The sequence below is a fragment of the Neoalteromonas arenosi genome (assembly GCF_030362855.1).
GTDB classification, from domain to species: Bacteria; Pseudomonadota; Gammaproteobacteria; order Enterobacterales; family Alteromonadaceae; genus Alteromonas_E; species Alteromonas_E arenosi.
Genome location: NZ_JAUCBP010000002.1, coordinates 184632 through 201424, shown reverse-complemented (window position 1 = coordinate 201424; position 16793 = coordinate 184632). Strand labels below are relative to the sequence as shown.

Annotated in this window: 17 protein-coding genes; 10 read left to right on the top strand and 7 right to left on the bottom strand. The window is 45.8% G+C overall.

The annotated features are described in order from the left end of the window. Positions 1-8: 8 nt before the first annotated feature. The 4 genes from aceE to ampD all read right to left on the bottom strand — a co-directional run bounded on the left by aceE (position 9) and on the right by ampD (position 5179). Complete coding sequence (gene aceE, locus QTP81_RS02895; RefSeq protein WP_289363598.1) at positions 9-2681, bottom strand: pyruvate dehydrogenase (acetyl-transferring), homodimeric type; 2673 nt, start codon at positions 2679-2681, stop codon at positions 9-11. 87 nt (positions 2682-2768) lie between these two features. Then, positions 2769-3515, bottom strand: a complete 747-nt coding sequence (locus QTP81_RS02890; RefSeq protein WP_289363596.1) for a GntR family transcriptional regulator — start codon at positions 3513-3515, stop codon at positions 2769-2771. Between the two features lie 246 nt (positions 3516-3761). Next, a complete protein-coding gene (gene ampE, locus QTP81_RS02885; RefSeq protein WP_289363595.1) occupies positions 3762-4634 on the bottom strand; it encodes a beta-lactamase regulator AmpE in 873 nt (290 codons plus the stop codon). Then, positions 4631-5179: a 1,6-anhydro-N-acetylmuramyl-L-alanine amidase AmpD gene (gene ampD, locus QTP81_RS02880; RefSeq protein WP_289363594.1), complete on the bottom strand. Its 549-nt coding sequence runs from the start codon at positions 5177-5179 to the stop codon at positions 4631-4633. The genes ampE and ampD overlap by 4 nt, the downstream gene beginning before the upstream one ends. Before the next feature lie 55 nt (positions 5180-5234). Between ampD and QTP81_RS02875 the strand changes: the two genes are divergently transcribed. The 10 genes from QTP81_RS02875 to QTP81_RS02830 all read left to right on the top strand — a co-directional run bounded on the left by QTP81_RS02875 (position 5235) and on the right by QTP81_RS02830 (position 12568). After that, positions 5235-5747, top strand: coding sequence for a retropepsin-like aspartic protease family protein (locus tag QTP81_RS02875; protein WP_289363592.1), 513 nt, complete (start codon positions 5235-5237; stop codon positions 5745-5747). Positions 5748-5780: 33 nt separating this feature from the next. Further along, the gene (nadC, locus tag QTP81_RS02870; protein ID WP_289363591.1) at positions 5781-6647 is read left to right on the top strand and encodes a carboxylating nicotinate-nucleotide diphosphorylase; all 867 of its coding nucleotides are present in this window, start codon (positions 5781-5783) and stop codon (positions 6645-6647) included. 187 nt (positions 6648-6834) lie between these two features. Then, positions 6835-7203 (top strand): pilin, encoded by a 369-nt coding sequence (locus tag QTP81_RS02865; RefSeq protein ID WP_289363590.1) that lies wholly within the window; start codon positions 6835-6837, stop codon positions 7201-7203. Positions 7204-7330: 127 nt separating this feature from the next. Beyond that, positions 7331-8539 carry a type II secretion system F family protein gene (locus QTP81_RS02860; RefSeq protein ID WP_289363589.1) on the top strand — a complete coding sequence of 403 codons (1209 nt, stop codon included), beginning with the start codon at positions 7331-7333 and terminating at the stop codon, positions 8537-8539. Positions 8540-8586: 47 nt separating this feature from the next. Next, positions 8587-9471: a prepilin peptidase gene (locus tag QTP81_RS02855; protein WP_289363588.1), complete on the top strand. Its 885-nt coding sequence runs from the start codon at positions 8587-8589 to the stop codon at positions 9469-9471. Then, on the top strand, positions 9468-10082 hold the full coding sequence (coaE, locus tag QTP81_RS02850; protein WP_289363587.1) for a dephospho-CoA kinase: 615 nt from the start codon (positions 9468-9470) through the stop codon (positions 10080-10082). The genes QTP81_RS02855 and coaE overlap by 4 nt, the downstream gene beginning before the upstream one ends. Positions 10083-10134: 52 nt before the next feature. Further along, a complete protein-coding gene (gene zapD / locus QTP81_RS02845; RefSeq protein WP_289363586.1) occupies positions 10135-10887 on the top strand; it encodes a cell division protein ZapD in 753 nt (250 codons plus the stop codon). After that, positions 10887-11117 carry a DNA gyrase inhibitor YacG gene (gene yacG, locus QTP81_RS02840; RefSeq protein WP_289363585.1) on the top strand — a complete coding sequence of 77 codons (231 nt, stop codon included), beginning with the start codon at positions 10887-10889 and terminating at the stop codon, positions 11115-11117. Before zapD ends, yacG begins: the two co-directional genes overlap by 1 nt. Continuing rightward, positions 11118-11993 (top strand): aspartoacylase, encoded by an 876-nt coding sequence (locus QTP81_RS02835; protein WP_289363584.1) that lies wholly within the window; start codon positions 11118-11120, stop codon positions 11991-11993. Between the two features lie 65 nt (positions 11994-12058). Then, the gene (locus QTP81_RS02830; protein ID WP_289363583.1) at positions 12059-12568 is read left to right on the top strand and encodes a pilus assembly FimT family protein; all 510 of its coding nucleotides are present in this window, start codon (positions 12059-12061) and stop codon (positions 12566-12568) included. Here the strand turns inward: QTP81_RS02830 and mutT are convergent. The 3 genes from mutT to QTP81_RS02815 all read right to left on the bottom strand — a co-directional run bounded on the left by mutT (position 12565) and on the right by QTP81_RS02815 (position 16670). After that, entirely contained in the window at positions 12565-12960 is a 396-nt protein-coding gene (gene mutT / locus QTP81_RS02825; protein ID WP_289363581.1) for an 8-oxo-dGTP diphosphatase MutT, read from the bottom strand. The two genes, QTP81_RS02830 and mutT, sit on opposite strands and share 4 nt — an antisense overlap. Before the next feature lie 8 nt (positions 12961-12968). Then, positions 12969-15668, bottom strand: a complete 2700-nt coding sequence (secA, locus tag QTP81_RS02820; protein ID WP_289363578.1) for a preprotein translocase subunit SecA — start codon at positions 15666-15668, stop codon at positions 12969-12971. A 117-nt stretch (positions 15669-15785) separates the two neighbouring features. Continuing rightward, positions 15786-16670, bottom strand: coding sequence for a M23 family metallopeptidase (locus QTP81_RS02815; protein ID WP_289363576.1), 885 nt, complete (start codon positions 16668-16670; stop codon positions 15786-15788). Positions 16671-16793: the final 123 nt, after the last annotated feature.

Here is a 16793-nt window from a genome sequence, read left to right as displayed (position 1 = left end):
CTGTCAGCTTAAGCGTAAAACGGGTTGGGTTTAGCTGGGTCAATATCCAGCGATTTAGCCGCTTTCGCCAGGGTCTTCGCGTCTATCGAACCCGCTTTGTACAGCTCATACAACGACGCATAAGCAATGTGAGCAGCGTCTACCTCAAAGTGACGACGTAAGTTCGCACGACTGTCAGAACGACCAAAGCCGTCAGTCCCTAGCACGCGATAACTTCCCGGCACAAAGGCGCGAACTTGGTCGCTGTAGTTTTTGATATAGTCAGTGGCGGCAATCGTTGGTCCTTCAAACCCTTCTTCTAACACTTCCGTGATATAGGGTTTGGCTTGCTTGCCGTCTGGGTTGAGCATATTTTCTCGTTCTACGTCTTGGCCGTTGCGCGCCAGCTCATTGAATGAAGTTACACTGTATACCTGACAGGCAACGCCAAACTCATCGTGAAGAATTTGAGCGGCTTTTTGGACTTGTAGCAAAATGGTACCAGAGCCCAGCAGTTTCACTTTCTTCTTGGCATTGGCATTGCCCACTTTTTCAAGCGGATAAATACCTTTGATAATACCCTCTTCACAACCTTTGGGCATTTCGGGTTGAACGTAGTTTTCATTCATCACTGTGAGGTAATAGAACACGTTCTCTTGATTCTCTAACATTCGGCGAATACCGTCTTGGACAATCACAGCAACTTCGTAACCAAAGGTTGGATCATAAGATACACAGTTCGGGATCAAGCCCGCTTGAATATGACTGTGTCCGTCTTGGTGCTGCAAACCTTCACCGTTTAGCGTTGTACGACCCGCTGTACCGCCGACCAAAAAGCCTCTCGTCTGCGAATCACCAGCAGCCCATGCCATATCACCCACGCGTTGGAAACCAAACATTGAGTAGTAGATATACACAGGTAACATCGGCAAGTTGTTTAGCGAGTACGACGTGCCAGCTGCCACAAAAGACGACATTGCACCTAATTCGTTGATGCCTTCTTGTAACACTTGACCTTTCTTGTCTTCGCGGTAGTAAGCCACCTGGTCTTTGTCTTGTGGGATATATTTTTGTCCAGAATTACTGTAGATCCCGACTTGGCGGAATAAACCTTCCATTCCAAAGGTACGGGCCTCATCAGGGATGATTGGGACCACACGTGAACCTATTTGCTTGTCTTTTAGCATGACGGTTAGCACACGAACAAAAGCCATAGTTGTGGAAATCTCGCGATCACCTGAACCTTTGGTAATAGCTTCAAATGCTTTCAGCGGTGGCGCTGGTAACTCTTCAGTACTGTTCTCGCGACGCACGGGCATGTAGCCGTTCAGAGCTTCACGCTTCTCACGTAGATAGCGCATTTCAGGGCTATCTTCATCAAAACGGTAGTAACTTAAATCGGCACACTCTTCATCAGACAATGGAATATTAAAGCGGTCTCGATATTTCTTAACCGATTCTGTATCCATCTTTTTAACGTTGTGGGCAATATTTTTACCCTCACCAGCTTCGCCTAAACCGTATCCTTTAACAGTCTTGGCAAGGATAACCTGTGGGCGACCTTCGGTTTCAGTAGCACGCTTATAAGCCGCGTAAACTTTAACGGGGTCGTGACCACCGCGGTTGAGACGCCAGATATCTTCGTCTGACATATTGGCAACCATATCTTTCAACTCGGGATACTTGCCAAAGAAGTTTTCACGCGTGTATGCGCCGCCCTTTGCTTTGTAGTTTTGGTATTCACCGTCTACAGTCTCGTTCATGAGATCGAGTAACTTGCCTGACGTGTCGCGGGCCAATAAAGAATCCCAATAACGTCCCCAGATAACTTTAATTACTTCCCAACCTGCACCGCGGAAAGTCCCTTCTAGCTCTTGAATGATTTTACCATTACCACGCACCGGACCATCTAGGCGCTGCAAGTTACAGTTAATCACAAAGGTTAAGTTGTCGAGGTTTTCACGCGATGCCAAACCGATCGCCCCCAAGCTTTCTGGCTCGTCAACTTCACCATCACCCATGAAGCACCATACGCGTTGATTAGAACAGTCTTTCAAGCCGCGATTAGTCAAATACTTTAAGAAACGCGCAAGATAAATTGCCTGCATTGGTCCCAAGCCCATAGATACGGTTGGGAACTGCCAAAAGTCAGGCATCAACTTAGGATGAGGGTAAGAGGAAACCCCCTTGCCGTCTACTTCTTGACGAAACATATCGAGCTGTCCGGCGCTCAAACGACCTTCAATGAATGCACGAGAATAAATGCCAGGTGATACATGCCCCTGTACAAACAAGAAATCACCGCCATTGTCATCGGTTGGCGCACGGAAGAAGTGGTTAAAGCCCACATCGTATAACATCGCTGATGATGCAAAACTGGAGATATGGCCACCGAGTTCAAGATCTTTCTTTGACCCGCGTAAAACCATCATCAACGCATTCCAACGGATCGCGTTGCGGATCTTAGTTTCAATAGTTTGATCACCTGGCATCGTGGGTTCTTGCCCAGCCGGAATACTATTGATGTACGCAGTGGTAGCATCGTAGGGCAAGTGAGCCCCGTTGCGACGTGCTTTCTCGATCAAAGATTCGAGTAAGAAGTGAGCACGCTCTACCCCTTCGTTTTCTAAGACTGACTCAAGAGAATCTATCCACTCTTGAGTTTCGAGTGGGTCTTGGTCATGCTGCATCATATCTGCCATGGTGCTGTCCTATTTTCACATTTTACAAGTTATAAACTGTCCGAATAAGCCTAGTCCAAACTACTGATAAATGTAGTTAAACTTGTGCTATTCCGATTCAATTCGGCGTAATGCGCGCTGCATCCGCAGATCGCGCTGATTAATTTTCAACAATGTCGATTCAATAAAGGCCAAATGTTCATTGCTAGCGGTTCTCGCAAGCCCCGGGTCGTGCGCTGCGATTGCAGTGACAATGCGTTTTCGCTGTTCACCTATTTCACGCTCTACTTCTGGCTGTTGTGCCAACATATCTAAGTTGCGTCGAATATTGTCAACCATCATGGCTTGCATCGTCCGCATGACGTGTAACAAAACCATATTGTGTGACGCTCTAGCCATAGTTAAATAGAATTCTGCAAGCGCTTCAGCCTGAGCTTGGCGATCTTGCTCATCAGTTTGGTTTACTTTGTCTAACGCTGACTGTAAGGCAAATACATCTTCTTGTTGCCCTCGCAAAGCGGCGTAATAAGCCGCCATACCTTCTAAAGCATGGCGAAACTCGAGCAAATCAAATTGCGTCTCTGGGCGCTCTGCAACTAAAGCCAACAAGGGATCGGTCATTGCTGAGTTCAATTCACGACTGACAAACGTCCCCCCACCTTGCTTACGAGTGACCAAACCTTTGCTGTGTAAGTTTTGTATCGCTTCACGTAGAGAAGGTCGAGATACTGCAAACTGCTGAGCTAATTCACGCTCAGATGGTAGCTGTTCTCCCGCCAGCCATGAGCCGTCAAGAATCATTGATTCGAGCTTTTCGGTGATCACATCTGAAATTTTTTGGCGCACGTTAAGCATGTTTGAGTACATCGACCTTTTTAGATGTGGACAAAATGTAAACAAATCATCCTATCCAATCACAATTGGTAATACCATTTAACCTATTAACCCGTAAGTGTAGGTGAATCCCCTCATTTGGACAACGTTTTTTGTTGTTGCAATAATTAGATTTCGCTATATGAATCAGGCAAATGCCCGTAAACAGGGCTCTAGTTGAGAGATCCGACCTCAGTGCCGAGGCCGGTAAAACAATGGATTAGTTGACTACAGAGCCCCTACAACTGTGAGGATAGATACCACAGTAACTAAAAAGGTAATGTTGCGCTTAGCTAATTTAACTAAGGTTTTAGGCTCCAACACAACAGCTTCAGGACTGTTAGCGGGCAAATTGCTGGGTTCAATATCTTCAGCTGCTGTTGATACTTGGCACAACAGGCTTTTCGCAGGCACCCTTAAATCAAATAGTTTCTCAAACCATATTCCACCTGCACGTCCAAAGTGACCAACGAGCAGAAAGCCTAACGCAGTGAGTCTTACCGGTATAAAATCCAGCCAATGCACAATACTGCCCATCGCCTGTAACGCCTTGTCGGTCTCTTCGACAGACGCACTGACAAAACCAGTTCGAACAAAGCTGAGCAATGCCGATGCTACGACATACAAAACCGCCCCCGCAGCACCAAAAGCGATAAAGAAAACAATAATAGCAGCGTAATGGGTATAGTTTAGCCAGACTAGGTGTTGACCAAAAGAACCACACTCGCTGTCATCATCATTATCGTGACCCAACGTTTCTGCGTATAAGCCACAGGCCGCGACATCGCCGCGGTTGGCTGCCTGTAAAAAGCACTTATAAGTGGCTCGCAAATTTGGGCAACCCAAACAAATGTAAAGTATCGCTGTATTGAAAACCAACCCCAATAAGCCCGAGCCCAGCCAATCGCCAATGAAATACACCAGTAACGCGGGAACAAGCATCACGAGTATTAGTACAACGCGATCACTTGTAATTGCCAACCAATCTTTATCTACCAACCAGCGGAGGTAGATTTGACTGTAATACTGTGCCCGCCACTGTTCAGTTTTAACCGTTACACGTTCTAGTATTAAAGCGAATAACAGACTCAAAAGCGTCATTGTTGTCCTCTGATTAGTTGCCGATAAAAGGGCCAATTGAAGTATGGGCCGGGGTCTGTCTTGCGTCCCGGTGCGATATCATTATGCCCGACAATACGACCCAAAGATATATTCGGATAAGCTTGCATTATAAGCTGAGTAACGGAGCGTAACGCCGCATATTGATCACTTGTAAACACGTCATAGTCACTACCCTCTAATTCGATTCCAATGCTGTAATCATTGCACTTCGTGCGTCCTTGAAAGCTAGAAACACCGGCATGCCATGCGCGATTATTTAAATCAACCAGTTGGATTACTTCTCCTGTACGGCGGATAAATAGGTGCGAAGATACGCGCAAGTTAGCGATTTCGGCGTAAAACGGATGCTCGGAGTGATCCAATTGGCCTTGAAAGAATCTCAGTACATCGTCTCCACCATATTTATTGGGTGGCAGGGATATATTGTGGATCACCAACAACGAGATATCTGTGCTGTCGCGTTGGTCAAAATGCGGTGACGGCACATGGCGAATATTTTGTAGCCAGCCAGCAACAATTTTCATTAATTTTTGAGTATGCTACGTAGAATACCAATATTGTTAATCGCTAAGAGATGATATGCAACAACAACCCGATACTGCAGTGACAAAATGGGTAGTTATTTTGGCTTGGATCGCGGGTTTTGGTTTAGTGACATTCGTATTCGCTGAACTACTCGAATCACAATTCAATCCCAACCGCTCACCTTCTTCTTCAATGATTGGAAATCGCGTTGAGGTCGTACTCGAACAGAACCGACAAGGTCACTATGTTGCCAGTGGCACTATTAATAATGTCCCCGTAGTATTCCTGATTGATACCGGCGCAACTGATGTCGCAATCCCTGCACATATGGGTGAAATATTGGGCTTGACCCCAGGTCGTCAAGCCTATGCCCAGACAGCCAATGGCATTGTAACGGTAGCGGAGACGATGATTGATGAAATAAGTCTTGGCGGAATAACGATGAAAAACGTTGCGGCTAATTTGAACCCGGGTATGCGCGAGCAGAAAATCTTGCTGGGTATGAGTTTTTTACGGCAGGTTGAATTTTCGCAAAAAGATAAAACTTTAATTCTGCGTACTTTATAATGCCGGCAATTTTTCACCTTTCGCTACATTACAATGAAAAAACCTGCCTACCTTACCGACGATGTCATTAAACGAGCAGTTGTTAATGCGCTGAATGAAGACTTGGGCGGCGACGATTACGCCGCAAATGACATTACCGCCAACCTCATCCCAAGTGAAACCGCTGCAAAAGCGACGCTGATTACCCGTGAAGATATGGTAGTGTGTGGTGTGGACTGGGTGAATTGTGCATTCCACACCGTCAATCCTGATTTACAGCTTGAATGGCAGGTGGGTGATGGTGATTTTGTAAGCGCCAACAGTCAATTGCTGGAAATCAGTGGTAATGCACGAGCAATTTTGACTGCCGAGCGGACCGCACTTAACTTTCTGCAAACGTTAAGTGCAACGGCTACGCAAACGCATCACTATACACAGTTGATTGGTCATTCAAAAACGCAATTGCTAGATACGCGAAAAACGCTACCAGGCATGCGTCTCGCACAAAAGTACGCGGTGCTATGTGGGGGTGGAAGCAACCATCGCATCGGCCTGTTTGACGCATTTTTAATCAAAGAAAATCATATTGCTGCATGCGGCTCTATCGCTGCAGCAGTCGCTACAGCACGCAGTCAAGTTACTGATAAACGAGTAGAAGTAGAAGTAGAATCAATTGAAGAATTAACTCAAGCCATAGCAGCGGGTGCCGATATCGTTATGTTGGATAATTTCCCGTTACATCTGATCCACGAGGCAGTTGAGTTGGCTCAAGGACACTGTAAGCTAGAAGTTTCGGGGAATATTACCGATGCAGATTTGCAGTTGTTAGCCACAACTGGAGTGGATTTTATCTCTAGCGGAGCCCTGACAAAAAGCGTGCAAGCGATTGATTTGTCACTGCGGTTATTCATGCAGCTGTAAATGAATATAAAGGTAAAAGTTGGAAACCGACACACAGGTATGTGTTTGCATACTTGTCAGTTGCGCATCTGGATCTATACTTTGAATCAAGTACCGAGGCGCACAACCGAAAACGACTTAGGTACCTTTTTGAAATTTTAAACAAATAGCGTTAGACGGCGCGCGGAGATTTACCATGAAGAACTCAATGACTAACAAAAAAGGCTTTACCCTAATCGAATTGATGATTGTTGTAGCAATCATCGGTATTTTGGCAGCAATCGCACTTCCTGCATACCAAAACTACACTCGTAAAGCTGAATTCACTGAAACAATCAACTCAACTGCAGCAGCCAAGTCAGCGGTCGAAGTGTGTGCTCAAGTTGAAGGCAACCTAGCAGACTGCGACGGCGGTACTAACGGTATTCCAGCAAACGTTGTAGGTGTTCTAGTAACCACTGACGGCGAAATTGTAGCGACTAACCAAAACGGTCTAGGTACTTATACATTGACTCCAGCGCTAGCGGGTGGTGTGGTTACTTGGACTGGTGCATGTTCAGACGGTCAGCTTTGCTAATCGACTAACGCTACTGATTAACGTCCAAGACGATACAGAAAAGCCCGGTTTTACTGGGCTTTTTTGCCTTCTCACTAGGCAAAATATTTACCCTTCGAATTAAAATTAAATTGCGACGAGAATTGACATGGCAAAAGCACTGGTAACTTATACATACTTGGGCGCAGACCGCAAAGGTAACGTCCGTAAAGGTGAAATCAACGCAGCCTCAATCTCCGAAGCAAAAAATTTATTACGTCGGCAAGGTATTTCTGCCACCAAAGTTAAAAAACTCGCCAAACCTCTGTTTGGAGGGAATAACAAGATTGTACCAGCCGATATTGCCATGCTCTCGCGTCAAATTGCGACCATGCTAGGGGCCGGTGTAACCTTAATCCAAAGTTTAGAAATGATTGCGCAAGGCCATGCCAAGCAATCCATGCGCAAGATGCTCGGGGAAATTACCAGCGAAGTTCAAGCTGGTATGCCACTGTCGTCAGCTTTGCGTAAGCATCCCGATTATTTTGATGACCTGTATTGCGACTTAGTGGAAACCGGTGAGCAGTCAGGTGCACTAGAGACGATTTACGATCGCATTGCTGTTTATAAGGAAAAAGCGGAAGCACTTAAATCAAAAATCAAAAAGGCGATGTTTTATCCGATTGCCGTAGTGGTCGTAGCTTTTATTGTGACCACCATTCTACTGGTTTTTGTAGTACCTCAGTTTGAAGAGATCTTCAGCAGTTTTGGTGCAGAGCTTCCAGCCTTCACTCAATTGGTGCTTGCCATCTCAAGGTTTGTGCAAGATTTTGGTGTTTACATCGCCATAGCCATGATCGGCTTTGGCTACTTTTTTATGCGAGCCCATAAAAAGTCACCTGCATTAAGAGATAAAGTGGACGCCAACATCTTAAAACTCCCTGTGATCGGAGAGATTTTGAAAAAAGCGGCTATCGCCCGCTTTACTCGAACGCTATCGACTACTTTTGCCGCCGGTGTACCACTGATTGGTGCATTAGAGTCTGCAGCTGGCGCGGCTGGTAATGCGGTTTATCGCGATGCCATATTATTTATCCGCAAGGAAGTTTCCGGCGGTATGCAAATGCATACTGCTATGCGTGCTACTGCAGTATTCCCAGACATGGTCACCCAGATGATTGCTATTGGTGAGGAATCTGGCGCAGTTGACGATATGCTCAGTAAAATTGCATCGATCTATGAGGCTGAAGTTGATGATATGGTCGACGGCCTGACCAGCTTGCTAGAGCCGATTATTATGGCTGTTTTAGGTGTGGTAATCGGAGGTCTAATCGTTGCAATGTACTTGCCAATCTTCCAGATGGGTAACGTTGTTTAGCTTTCTCTGATAGGCTTACGCACAAAATACAATAATGTGAATAAACTATGACCGCTGTGTTTGATTTGTTGGCGCAATCACCCGTGTTTTTCTTAACGTTAGTTTTTATTGTCAGCCTTATGGTTGGCAGTTTCTTAAACGTGGTTATTTACCGCGTACCAATCATGATGGAGCGCAGTTGGCAGCGCGAATACCAAGACTACTTTGGTAACGATTCTACAGACGAATCACAGCAAACACCGGAAACATTTAATCTTGTCAAACCCGATTCCACTTGTCCTAAATGTGGGCATAAAATTCGCGCATGGGAAAACATTCCCGTTGTAAGTTGGCTATTGTTACGTGGTAAATGCTCCAACTGTAAAACATCAATCGGTAGCCGGTACCCGTTGGTTGAATTACTAACCGCACTGTTATCAGTATGGGTGGCAGCTCATTATGGTTACGGTAGTGAGGCTCTCCTTGGAATCATTGTTACTTGGGTATTAGTGGCCCTGACCTTTATCGATGCAGATAAAATGTTATTGCCTGACGAACTCACGCTACCGCTGTTATGGCTGGGCTTAGGCGCGAGTGTGTTCACTATTTTCGTGCCGTCCAGTACTGCCATTATTGGTGCAACTGCGGGATATCTCTCGCTGTGGAGCGTATATTGGCTGTTTAAGCTAGTGACCGGCAAAGAGGGCATGGGCTACGGCGACTTTAAGCTGTTAGCTGCTCTGGGCGCGTTTGTCGGCTGGCAGGGATTACCCGTGATTATTATTTTGTCATCGTTGGTCGGTGCTATTGTTGGTATAGCCCTTATAACTCTAAGAAGAAACGAATCCAGTCAGGCAATACCATTTGGCCCCTACTTAGCAGTCGCCGGTTGGTTGACGTTATTGTATGGTGAAACTATTCAACAAGCCTATCTCGCTTGGGTTTTACAATGAGCCAATACGTGGTTGGCTTAACCGGTGGTATTGGCTCTGGTAAAACCGCGGTTAGCGATAGCTTTACGGCACTCGGTATCGATGTGGTCGACGCCGATGTTTGCGCACGACAAGTGGTAGAGCCCGGCAATGACGCTTTAGCTCAAATCGCATCGCGATTTGGCGAGGAAATACTTTTAGCTGATGGACACCTCAATCGGGCAGCGTTACGTCAACGTGTGTTTCAAAACACCGCAGACAAAGAGTGGTTGAATGCCTTACTGCACCCTTTAATCCGCGCTCAAATGATAACGCAAATTGCAGCGGCTACATCGCCCTATTGTATATTAGTCGCACCATTGCTTCTCGAAAACAACATGCAATCAATGGTCAACCGCGTTTTAGTCGTAGATGTTGCTCCTGAGCAACAGTTAGCGCGCGTAGTGGCAAGAGACAACAGTGATGAAGCAACCATAAAAGCTATCATGCGTGCACAACTGGATCGCGAGGAGCGTCTTGCAAAAGCCGACGACGTCATTGTTAACGACGCGTCTCTCAATGCACTAAAAATAAAGGTACAACAATTGCACAATCAATACCTTAGATTGGCAGCAAACCTATCAAAAACTTGAAATTTTTCGCTTTTTGCTGTGTAGTGCCAAGTAACTATATTGGGAGTCACGAATGTCAACAGCGGTATATGAGTTTCCGCTCAATGAAAAAGTACGTAATTACCTTCGTATTGAGCAGCTGCTCAGTCAAATAAAAAGCAATGCCGACGCATTTAGCGCATCGGCAAATATTCACTTTTTTGAAGATCTATTTACGTTGCTTGATTTGTTGGAGCGTCTTGATATTCGCAACGACATCCTTAAAGACATAGACGCACAAGAGCGCAATCTGGTGCACTGGTCACAACATCCCAACATTAATAATGAGGCACTTCAACAGACGCTAGAAACTATTTTACGCTTGCGCGAAGCCCTCAAACAAAACAAACGCATTGGCAGTGACTTAAAAGAGCACCCGTTTATATCGTCGATCCGACAGCGTTTTGCCATTCCCGGTGGTTCGTGTAGTTTTGATTTACCCAACCTACACCATTGGACCCACCTACCAGCGGAACAGCAGGCTAAAGATAAGCAAACTTGGTTGCAAACGCTTCACGTTATCGATAATGCAATCGCGTTGACATTGTCATTTTTGCGTCAGCGCGGCAACTTCACGACGGTTGAAGCGACCAACGGATTCTTCCCCGGCTTGTCCGACGATCGCGGTGAATTGGTGCGGATCAAGTTAGCCGTTGGGTCCGGATGTTACCCAACACTTAGCGGTAACAAATACCGCTATGCCTTGCGCTTTATGCATTTTGGGCATGGTGAAGATGCCAGCAAACCGGTTGAGCAGACCTTGAGCTTTGAGATTGCGAGCTGTTGATGAACGTTAATTGCCCTACATGTCAAAAATCGGTCGAATGGTCGACAACGAATGAATATCGTCCATTTTGTAGCAAGAAATGCCAACTCATCGATCTTGGCGAATGGGCGACAGAAAGCCATGTAATCTCAGCACCGACCAATCACTCTGGAGCGCATATTGAACTCGATGAAGAGGCAATAGCAGCTCAATTTGAACAACAATCCAAGCCTTTTTTTGACGAATCGTAAATGACCAAAACAAACACGGTACTATTTACCGGCGGCACGCACGGCAATGAACTAACGGGTGTCAGGCTAATTGAACATTGGGTATCATTGGGCGCCCAATTTACCCGGCCTGGCATTAGTGTTAAAGGCTTGATGACAAACCCCAAAGCGGTTTTGCAACGAGTGCGATTTGTAGATGAGGACCTCAACCGACAATTTGCATTAGAACAGCAAAAATCTGGGGCTCGCGATTTTCATGAAGGTTTAATTGCAACGCATTTGACCGCACAAATCGGACCGCAATCAGCAGCACAACCGGATTTGATTGTCGATATTCACAATACCACCAGTCACATGGGAGCGACGCTGATCTTATTGGCCAATGATCGCTTTAACCAGCAACTTGCGCGTTTTGTCTTTAACCGAATGCCACAGTGCAATATTTTACTAGAAGACGAAAAGCCCTTCGAAGAGCATGTATACCTGTGTACGTTAGGCAAACGTGGCGTGATGATTGAAATGGGTGCTCAGCCACAAGGGGTCTGTCGTGCCGCTTTATTCAAACAAAGTATCCAACTGCTCAATCACATCATGGATTTTTGCGCGTTGTGGAATACTGGAAACGTTGGTGACTTACCGCCGTGTAAAGCTTACCGTTTTGTCGAGAACATAAAATTCCCGCTGAATCATCAGGGCTTAGTCGATGCCATGGTTCACCCATCCATACAAGATAACGACTTTGCACCATTGGCGCCTGGCGCACCGGCCTTTATTGATTTTGCAGGCAACGCAATACCGTTAGACAATACAAACACTGTGTACCCTCATTTCATTAATGAGGCAGCCTATCAGCGTTCACATGTTGCCTTTGCGACTGCTACCACGTTCGAATGGTAATGTAAGGATTAACTTTATATACAGACTGGGATACCATTTAAACATTATTAGATTGAAATAAGCCTATGAAAAACAATAATAAAGGTTTCACCCTCATCGAACTGATTATCGTCATCGTTTTGCTTGGCATACTCGCCACAATTGCCGCACCGCGTTTTATCGACGTATCGCGCGATGCAAAAATTGCGGCGCTGCAAGGCATAGAAGCACAGTTTGTCACAACAATTGATTTAGTTCGCGCTAAAGCTCGAATAGAAGGTCTTCGCCCTGCAGCTGCCAATCCTGGCGGCAGTCAACAAACGGCATATGTTATCGATTTCGGCTTTGGAAGCACTGAAGTTGATTGGCGCAATCTGTGTCCAGAAGCCCGCGCTGAGTCTGGTGACCAATTAGGGATGTTGGATTTCATCAATGTGTCATCTGACGATATTACCAGTCGTATTACAAACCAATACGCCTTGATTGGCTATGACGTCCCCTCTTCTGGTACGCCAACCAATCAGGGCTGCTATATCTTGTATGACTCATTTGGCAATCCCGAGTGTACCTTACAAGTGGTTACAGACGATTGCTAATCCCAATCACTTGCTTGTAACTTGTCGATGATTGGTTGATTGGCATCAGGAAATGTGAATTGGCCGAGTTCGCTAATGGCAACCCATTCAACAGGTTGCCCTTCATTCCCACGCGGCTCGCCGGTAAACGCAGAAACAATACTCATGTGCAGGCTGACGCGTTTCTCAGGATAGTCATAATCTAAACTAAACCAGGCATGCTGCTGGCTAACCTCAATGGCGAGCTCCTCACTGAGTTCGCGCACAATGGCTTGTTCTAATGATTCACCGGCTTCAATTTTACCACCGGGAAACTCCCACTTATTGCCTTGATGCAAGTGCTCTGGACGTTTTGCCAGTAGCACATGACCGTCCTTGACGATCACGCCTACGGCCACTTGGATATGCTGCATGGCTAAACTTAACTTAGCTTACCGTGACATTGCTTGTACTTTTTACCTGAGCCACACGGACATGGGTCGTTTCGGCCGACCTTAGGACCTTGTCGAACTTGAGAAGGCGCCTTATTTTGCGGCTCATTTGGCGACTCATGTTCAAACTTTTTAGCCATAGCCTGCGCTTGCTGGCGTCGTTGTTCCTCAACCGCTTCGACGTCAGACTCAGCTTTAACTTGTACCTTGCTGAGAATCGAGATAACTTCGATCTTAAGTGCTTCAAGCATGCCAGAAAACAGTTCAAAAGATTCGCGTTTGTACTCTTGTTTGGGATTCTTCTGAGCATAGCCGCGCAATCCAATTCCCTGACGCAAATGATCCATTGCCGCTAAATGCTCTTTCCAATGGGAGTCGAGATTTTGCAACATCACAGCCTTTTCAAACTGTCTTAATACTTTAGCTCCCACGACTTCTTCTTTCATCTTATATGCATTAACAATCGCATCCAAAATACGCTCGCGTAATTTTTCTTCATAAAGCTTGTCGTCTTCTTCTAACCACTTTTGCAAAGGTAAGTCGACGGCGAAATCGCCTTTGAGGCGCACCTCAAGATCGGGAACATTCCACATTTCTTCCAATGACTGTGGTGGGATATATTCATCAATAACGCCGTTAACAACATCTTCACGAACGGCTTCAATCGTTTCACTGATATCACCTTCGTCGAGCAATTCGTTGCGTTGTTCGTAAATAACTTTACGCTGATCGTTGGCAACGTCATCGTATTCAAGCAGTGCCTTACGAATATCGAAGTTTCGACCTTCAACCTTGCGTTGAGCATTTTCAATTGCACGAGTGACCCAAGGGTGTTCAATCGCTTCGCCGCGTTCCATACCCAAGCGCTTCATCATATTGCCCATTTTCTCTGAGGCAAAAATACGCATTAGCGCATCGTCTAGCGATAGATAGAAGCGCGATGAACCTGGGTCGCCCTGACGACCAGAACGACCGCGTAACTGATTGTCTATGCGCCGTGATTCGTGGCGCTCAGTACCGATAATATGCAAACCACCAGCATCAAGCACTTGTTGATGACGCACTTTCCATTCGGCTGTCAGTTTCTCTACAGTGGCGGGTTTTGGGTCCTTGATGGCTTCGAGCTCAGCTTGTAAATTTCCGCCCAATACGATGTCAGTACCACGACCAGCCATATTCGTTGCAATAGTTACGGCGCCCGGTCGACCTGCCTGTGCAACAATATCCGCTTCCTGTTCGTGGAACTTTGCATTCAAGACTTTGTGGGCAATTTTTTCTTTCTTCAGAATGCGAGAAAGTAATTCTGAGTTTTCGATAGAAACCGTACCAACCAAGGAAGGCTGACCGCGTTTCACACAATCTTTAATGTCTTCAACGATTGCTTCGTATTTCTCTTGCGCCGTTAAATAAATCAAGTCCGCTTTATCGTCACGAATCATGGGTCTATTGGTCGGGATGACTACCGTTTCAAGACCATAGATATGCTGGAATTCAAACGCCTCGGTATCCGCGGTACCCGTCATACCGGCCAACTTATCAAACAGACGGAAGTAGTTCTGGAATGTTATTGATGCCAGTGTTTGGTTTTCATTCTGGATTTTCACTCCTTCTTTGGCTTCAACCGCCTGGTGCAAACCTTCTGACCAGCGACGCCCCTCCATTGTGCGCCCTGTGTGCTCATCAACAATAACGATTTCGCCGTCTTTGACAATATAGTCGACATCTTTTGCGTAGAGTTTGTGAGCGCGTAATCCAGCATTTACATGGTGCAACAACGAGATATTCTGAGCGGCAAACAGCGAATCTTCTTCACCGAGGATCCCCTCGCGCTGTAAGATTTCTTCTACGTGAATTTGGCCGCGTTCAGTCAGGTGTACCTGTTTTCCTTTCTCGTCGATGGTAAAGTCACCTTCACTTTCTTTACCTTCTTCGTCTTCGCGATCTTGTTTAACTAACTCTGGAATGATCTTGTTAATGCTTTTATAAAGCTCTGAACTATCTTCAGCTGCACCTGAAATAATCAGTGGCGTTCGAGCTTCATCAATAAGGATCGAGTCAACTTCATCAATCACTGCATATGAAAGCTTACCCTGTACGCGATCTTGTGGGCTAAACGCCATGTTGTCGCGCAGATAGTCAAACCCAAACTCATTATTGGTGCCGTAAATCACATCGCAGCTATAGGCTTCTTTCTTCTGAGGCTGCATCATACCTGGCACATTGCAGCCCACCGTCATACCCAAAAATTCGTATAATGGGCGGCTCCAATCTGCATCACGACGCGCCAAATAATCGTTCACTGTAATTACATAAACGCCATGACCCGTTAACGCATTGAGGTAAGTCGGTAGTGTTGCCGTAAGCGTTTTACCTTCACCGGTGCGCATTTCAGCAATTTTACCTTGGTGCAATACTTGGCCACCAATCAACTGCACGTCGAAGTGACGCATCCCAAATACGCGTTTGCTGGCCTCACGCACCGTAGCAAAGGCTTCTACCAACAAGTTGTCGAGTGTTTCACCTTGATCTAAGCGCTGTTTAAACTCTTCAGTCTTTTGTTTGAGTTGTTCGTCAGAAAGACCTTCATAGTCTGTTTCTAATGCGTTAATTGCGTCGACGGCTTTGCCTAATTTTTTTAATAAGCGGTCGTTACGACTACCAAACAGTTTTCTTGCAATACTGGCGAACATGTTTTTCTAAATTCCAACGTTAACTAATTTTTTTCCGTACCACTCCAATAGGTGGCACTGCGATTTTTATTGATATATGGGTTTGTTTACGAACTTACAATCAAATTGCGATGCTTTTTAATAGACAAACGGCAGAGGGTCTATTTGTTGACCTTTTTTTAAGACTTCGTAGTGAACGTGAGCACCCGTAGAACGACCAGTACTCCCCATTTTGGCAATAACCTGTCCTTTGGTGACGACTTCACCCATAACAACAGTGAGTTCTGCATTATGGGCGTATCGAGAGACCAGTCCATTGCCGTGGTCGATCTCAACCATATTGCCGTATCCGTAGCGTTCTCCTGACCATGTTACCAAACCCGCAGCAGTTGCAATGACTGGATCACCGGTCTTGCCAGCGAAATCTAACCCTTTGTGCATTGCAGGTTTGCCCGTGAAGGGGTCGTCCCGCATACCATAGTAGGAAGATAACCAGCCACTTTGAATTGGCCGGCCAGCCACATCACTAACGTCTTGGATGTGATGCCCCATTAACACCGACTCAAGCGCATCCAACTGCTGTAGTTTGTCAGCTAGTTGCGCTTGCATGGTGGTGATAGTACTAAAAATTGGGTGCTGCTCAAGATCACTCGCATCGATGGATAGGTCGCTTTCGGCTACTGGAGACTGGAGCTCTGGATAATCTATACCGGATTGCTCTGCCACGTGCTGACTCTTCAGATCGACTTCACGTAAACGCGCTTCCATGGACGCCAACTGACGTTTTACGACCAATAACTCATCAAGTGTCTGCTGATATAGATTACCTACGCGCTCCTGCTCAATTAGCAAGCCGGATTTTACCATTTGGATACGCGCTAGATTTTCATCGACACTCTCTGTCGACCGACTCGAAACCAACGCAATCAAGCTCAGTAATACAGCACAACTAACCATACTTCGCGCGCCTACGTGGCGCACAAATCTGATGCGTTTACTGCGAATTAAAAGCGTAAATTTCATAATCGAATAATTGGTTAAAAGCGTAACTATTCTACCCTGTTACAAGAATCTAACAATCCCCTTTTTTTAGCAAGGGTGCGTTATTGAATAATTGGAGAATAAATCGTAAATAAAGATTACAAA

What these genes read in the sequence shown, in the direction of transcription:
- QTP81_RS02865 (WP_289363590.1), top strand. Translation starts at nt 6,835, where the DNA reads ATGACTAACAAAAAAGGCTTTACCCTAATCGAATTGATGATTGTTGTA.
- QTP81_RS02890 (WP_289363596.1), bottom strand. Translation starts at nt 3,515, where the DNA reads ATGCTTAACGTGCGCCAAAAAATTTCAGATGTGATCACCGAAAAGCTC.
- QTP81_RS02830 (WP_289363583.1), top strand. Translation starts at nt 12,059, where the DNA reads ATGAAAAACAATAATAAAGGTTTCACCCTCATCGAACTGATTATCGTC.
- nadC (WP_289363591.1), top strand. Translation starts at nt 5,781, where the DNA reads ATGAAAAAACCTGCCTACCTTACCGACGATGTCATTAAACGAGCAGTT.
- QTP81_RS02835 (WP_289363584.1), top strand. Translation starts at nt 11,118, where the DNA reads ATGACCAAAACAAACACGGTACTATTTACCGGCGGCACGCACGGCAAT.
- QTP81_RS02855 (WP_289363588.1), top strand. Translation starts at nt 8,587, where the DNA reads ATGACCGCTGTGTTTGATTTGTTGGCGCAATCACCCGTGTTTTTCTTA.
- ampD (WP_289363594.1), bottom strand. Translation starts at nt 5,179, where the DNA reads ATGAAAATTGTTGCTGGCTGGCTACAAAATATTCGCCATGTGCCGTCA.
- ampE (WP_289363595.1), bottom strand. Translation starts at nt 4,634, where the DNA reads ATGACGCTTTTGAGTCTGTTATTCGCTTTAATACTAGAACGTGTAACG.
- yacG (WP_289363585.1), top strand. Translation starts at nt 10,887, where the DNA reads ATGAACGTTAATTGCCCTACATGTCAAAAATCGGTCGAATGGTCGACA.
- QTP81_RS02860 (WP_289363589.1), top strand. Translation starts at nt 7,331, where the DNA reads ATGGCAAAAGCACTGGTAACTTATACATACTTGGGCGCAGACCGCAAA.
- coaE (WP_289363587.1), top strand. Translation starts at nt 9,468, where the DNA reads ATGAGCCAATACGTGGTTGGCTTAACCGGTGGTATTGGCTCTGGTAAA.
- aceE (WP_289363598.1), bottom strand. Translation starts at nt 2,681, where the DNA reads ATGGCAGATATGATGCAGCATGACCAAGACCCACTCGAAACTCAAGAG.
- secA (WP_289363578.1), bottom strand. Translation starts at nt 15,668, where the DNA reads ATGTTCGCCAGTATTGCAAGAAAACTGTTTGGTAGTCGTAACGACCGC.
- mutT (WP_289363581.1), bottom strand. Translation starts at nt 12,960, where the DNA reads ATGCAGCATATCCAAGTGGCCGTAGGCGTGATCGTCAAGGACGGTCAT.
- QTP81_RS02815 (WP_289363576.1), bottom strand. Translation starts at nt 16,670, where the DNA reads ATGAAATTTACGCTTTTAATTCGCAGTAAACGCATCAGATTTGTGCGC.
- zapD (WP_289363586.1), top strand. Translation starts at nt 10,135, where the DNA reads ATGTCAACAGCGGTATATGAGTTTCCGCTCAATGAAAAAGTACGTAAT.
- QTP81_RS02875 (WP_289363592.1), top strand. Translation starts at nt 5,235, where the DNA reads ATGCAACAACAACCCGATACTGCAGTGACAAAATGGGTAGTTATTTTG.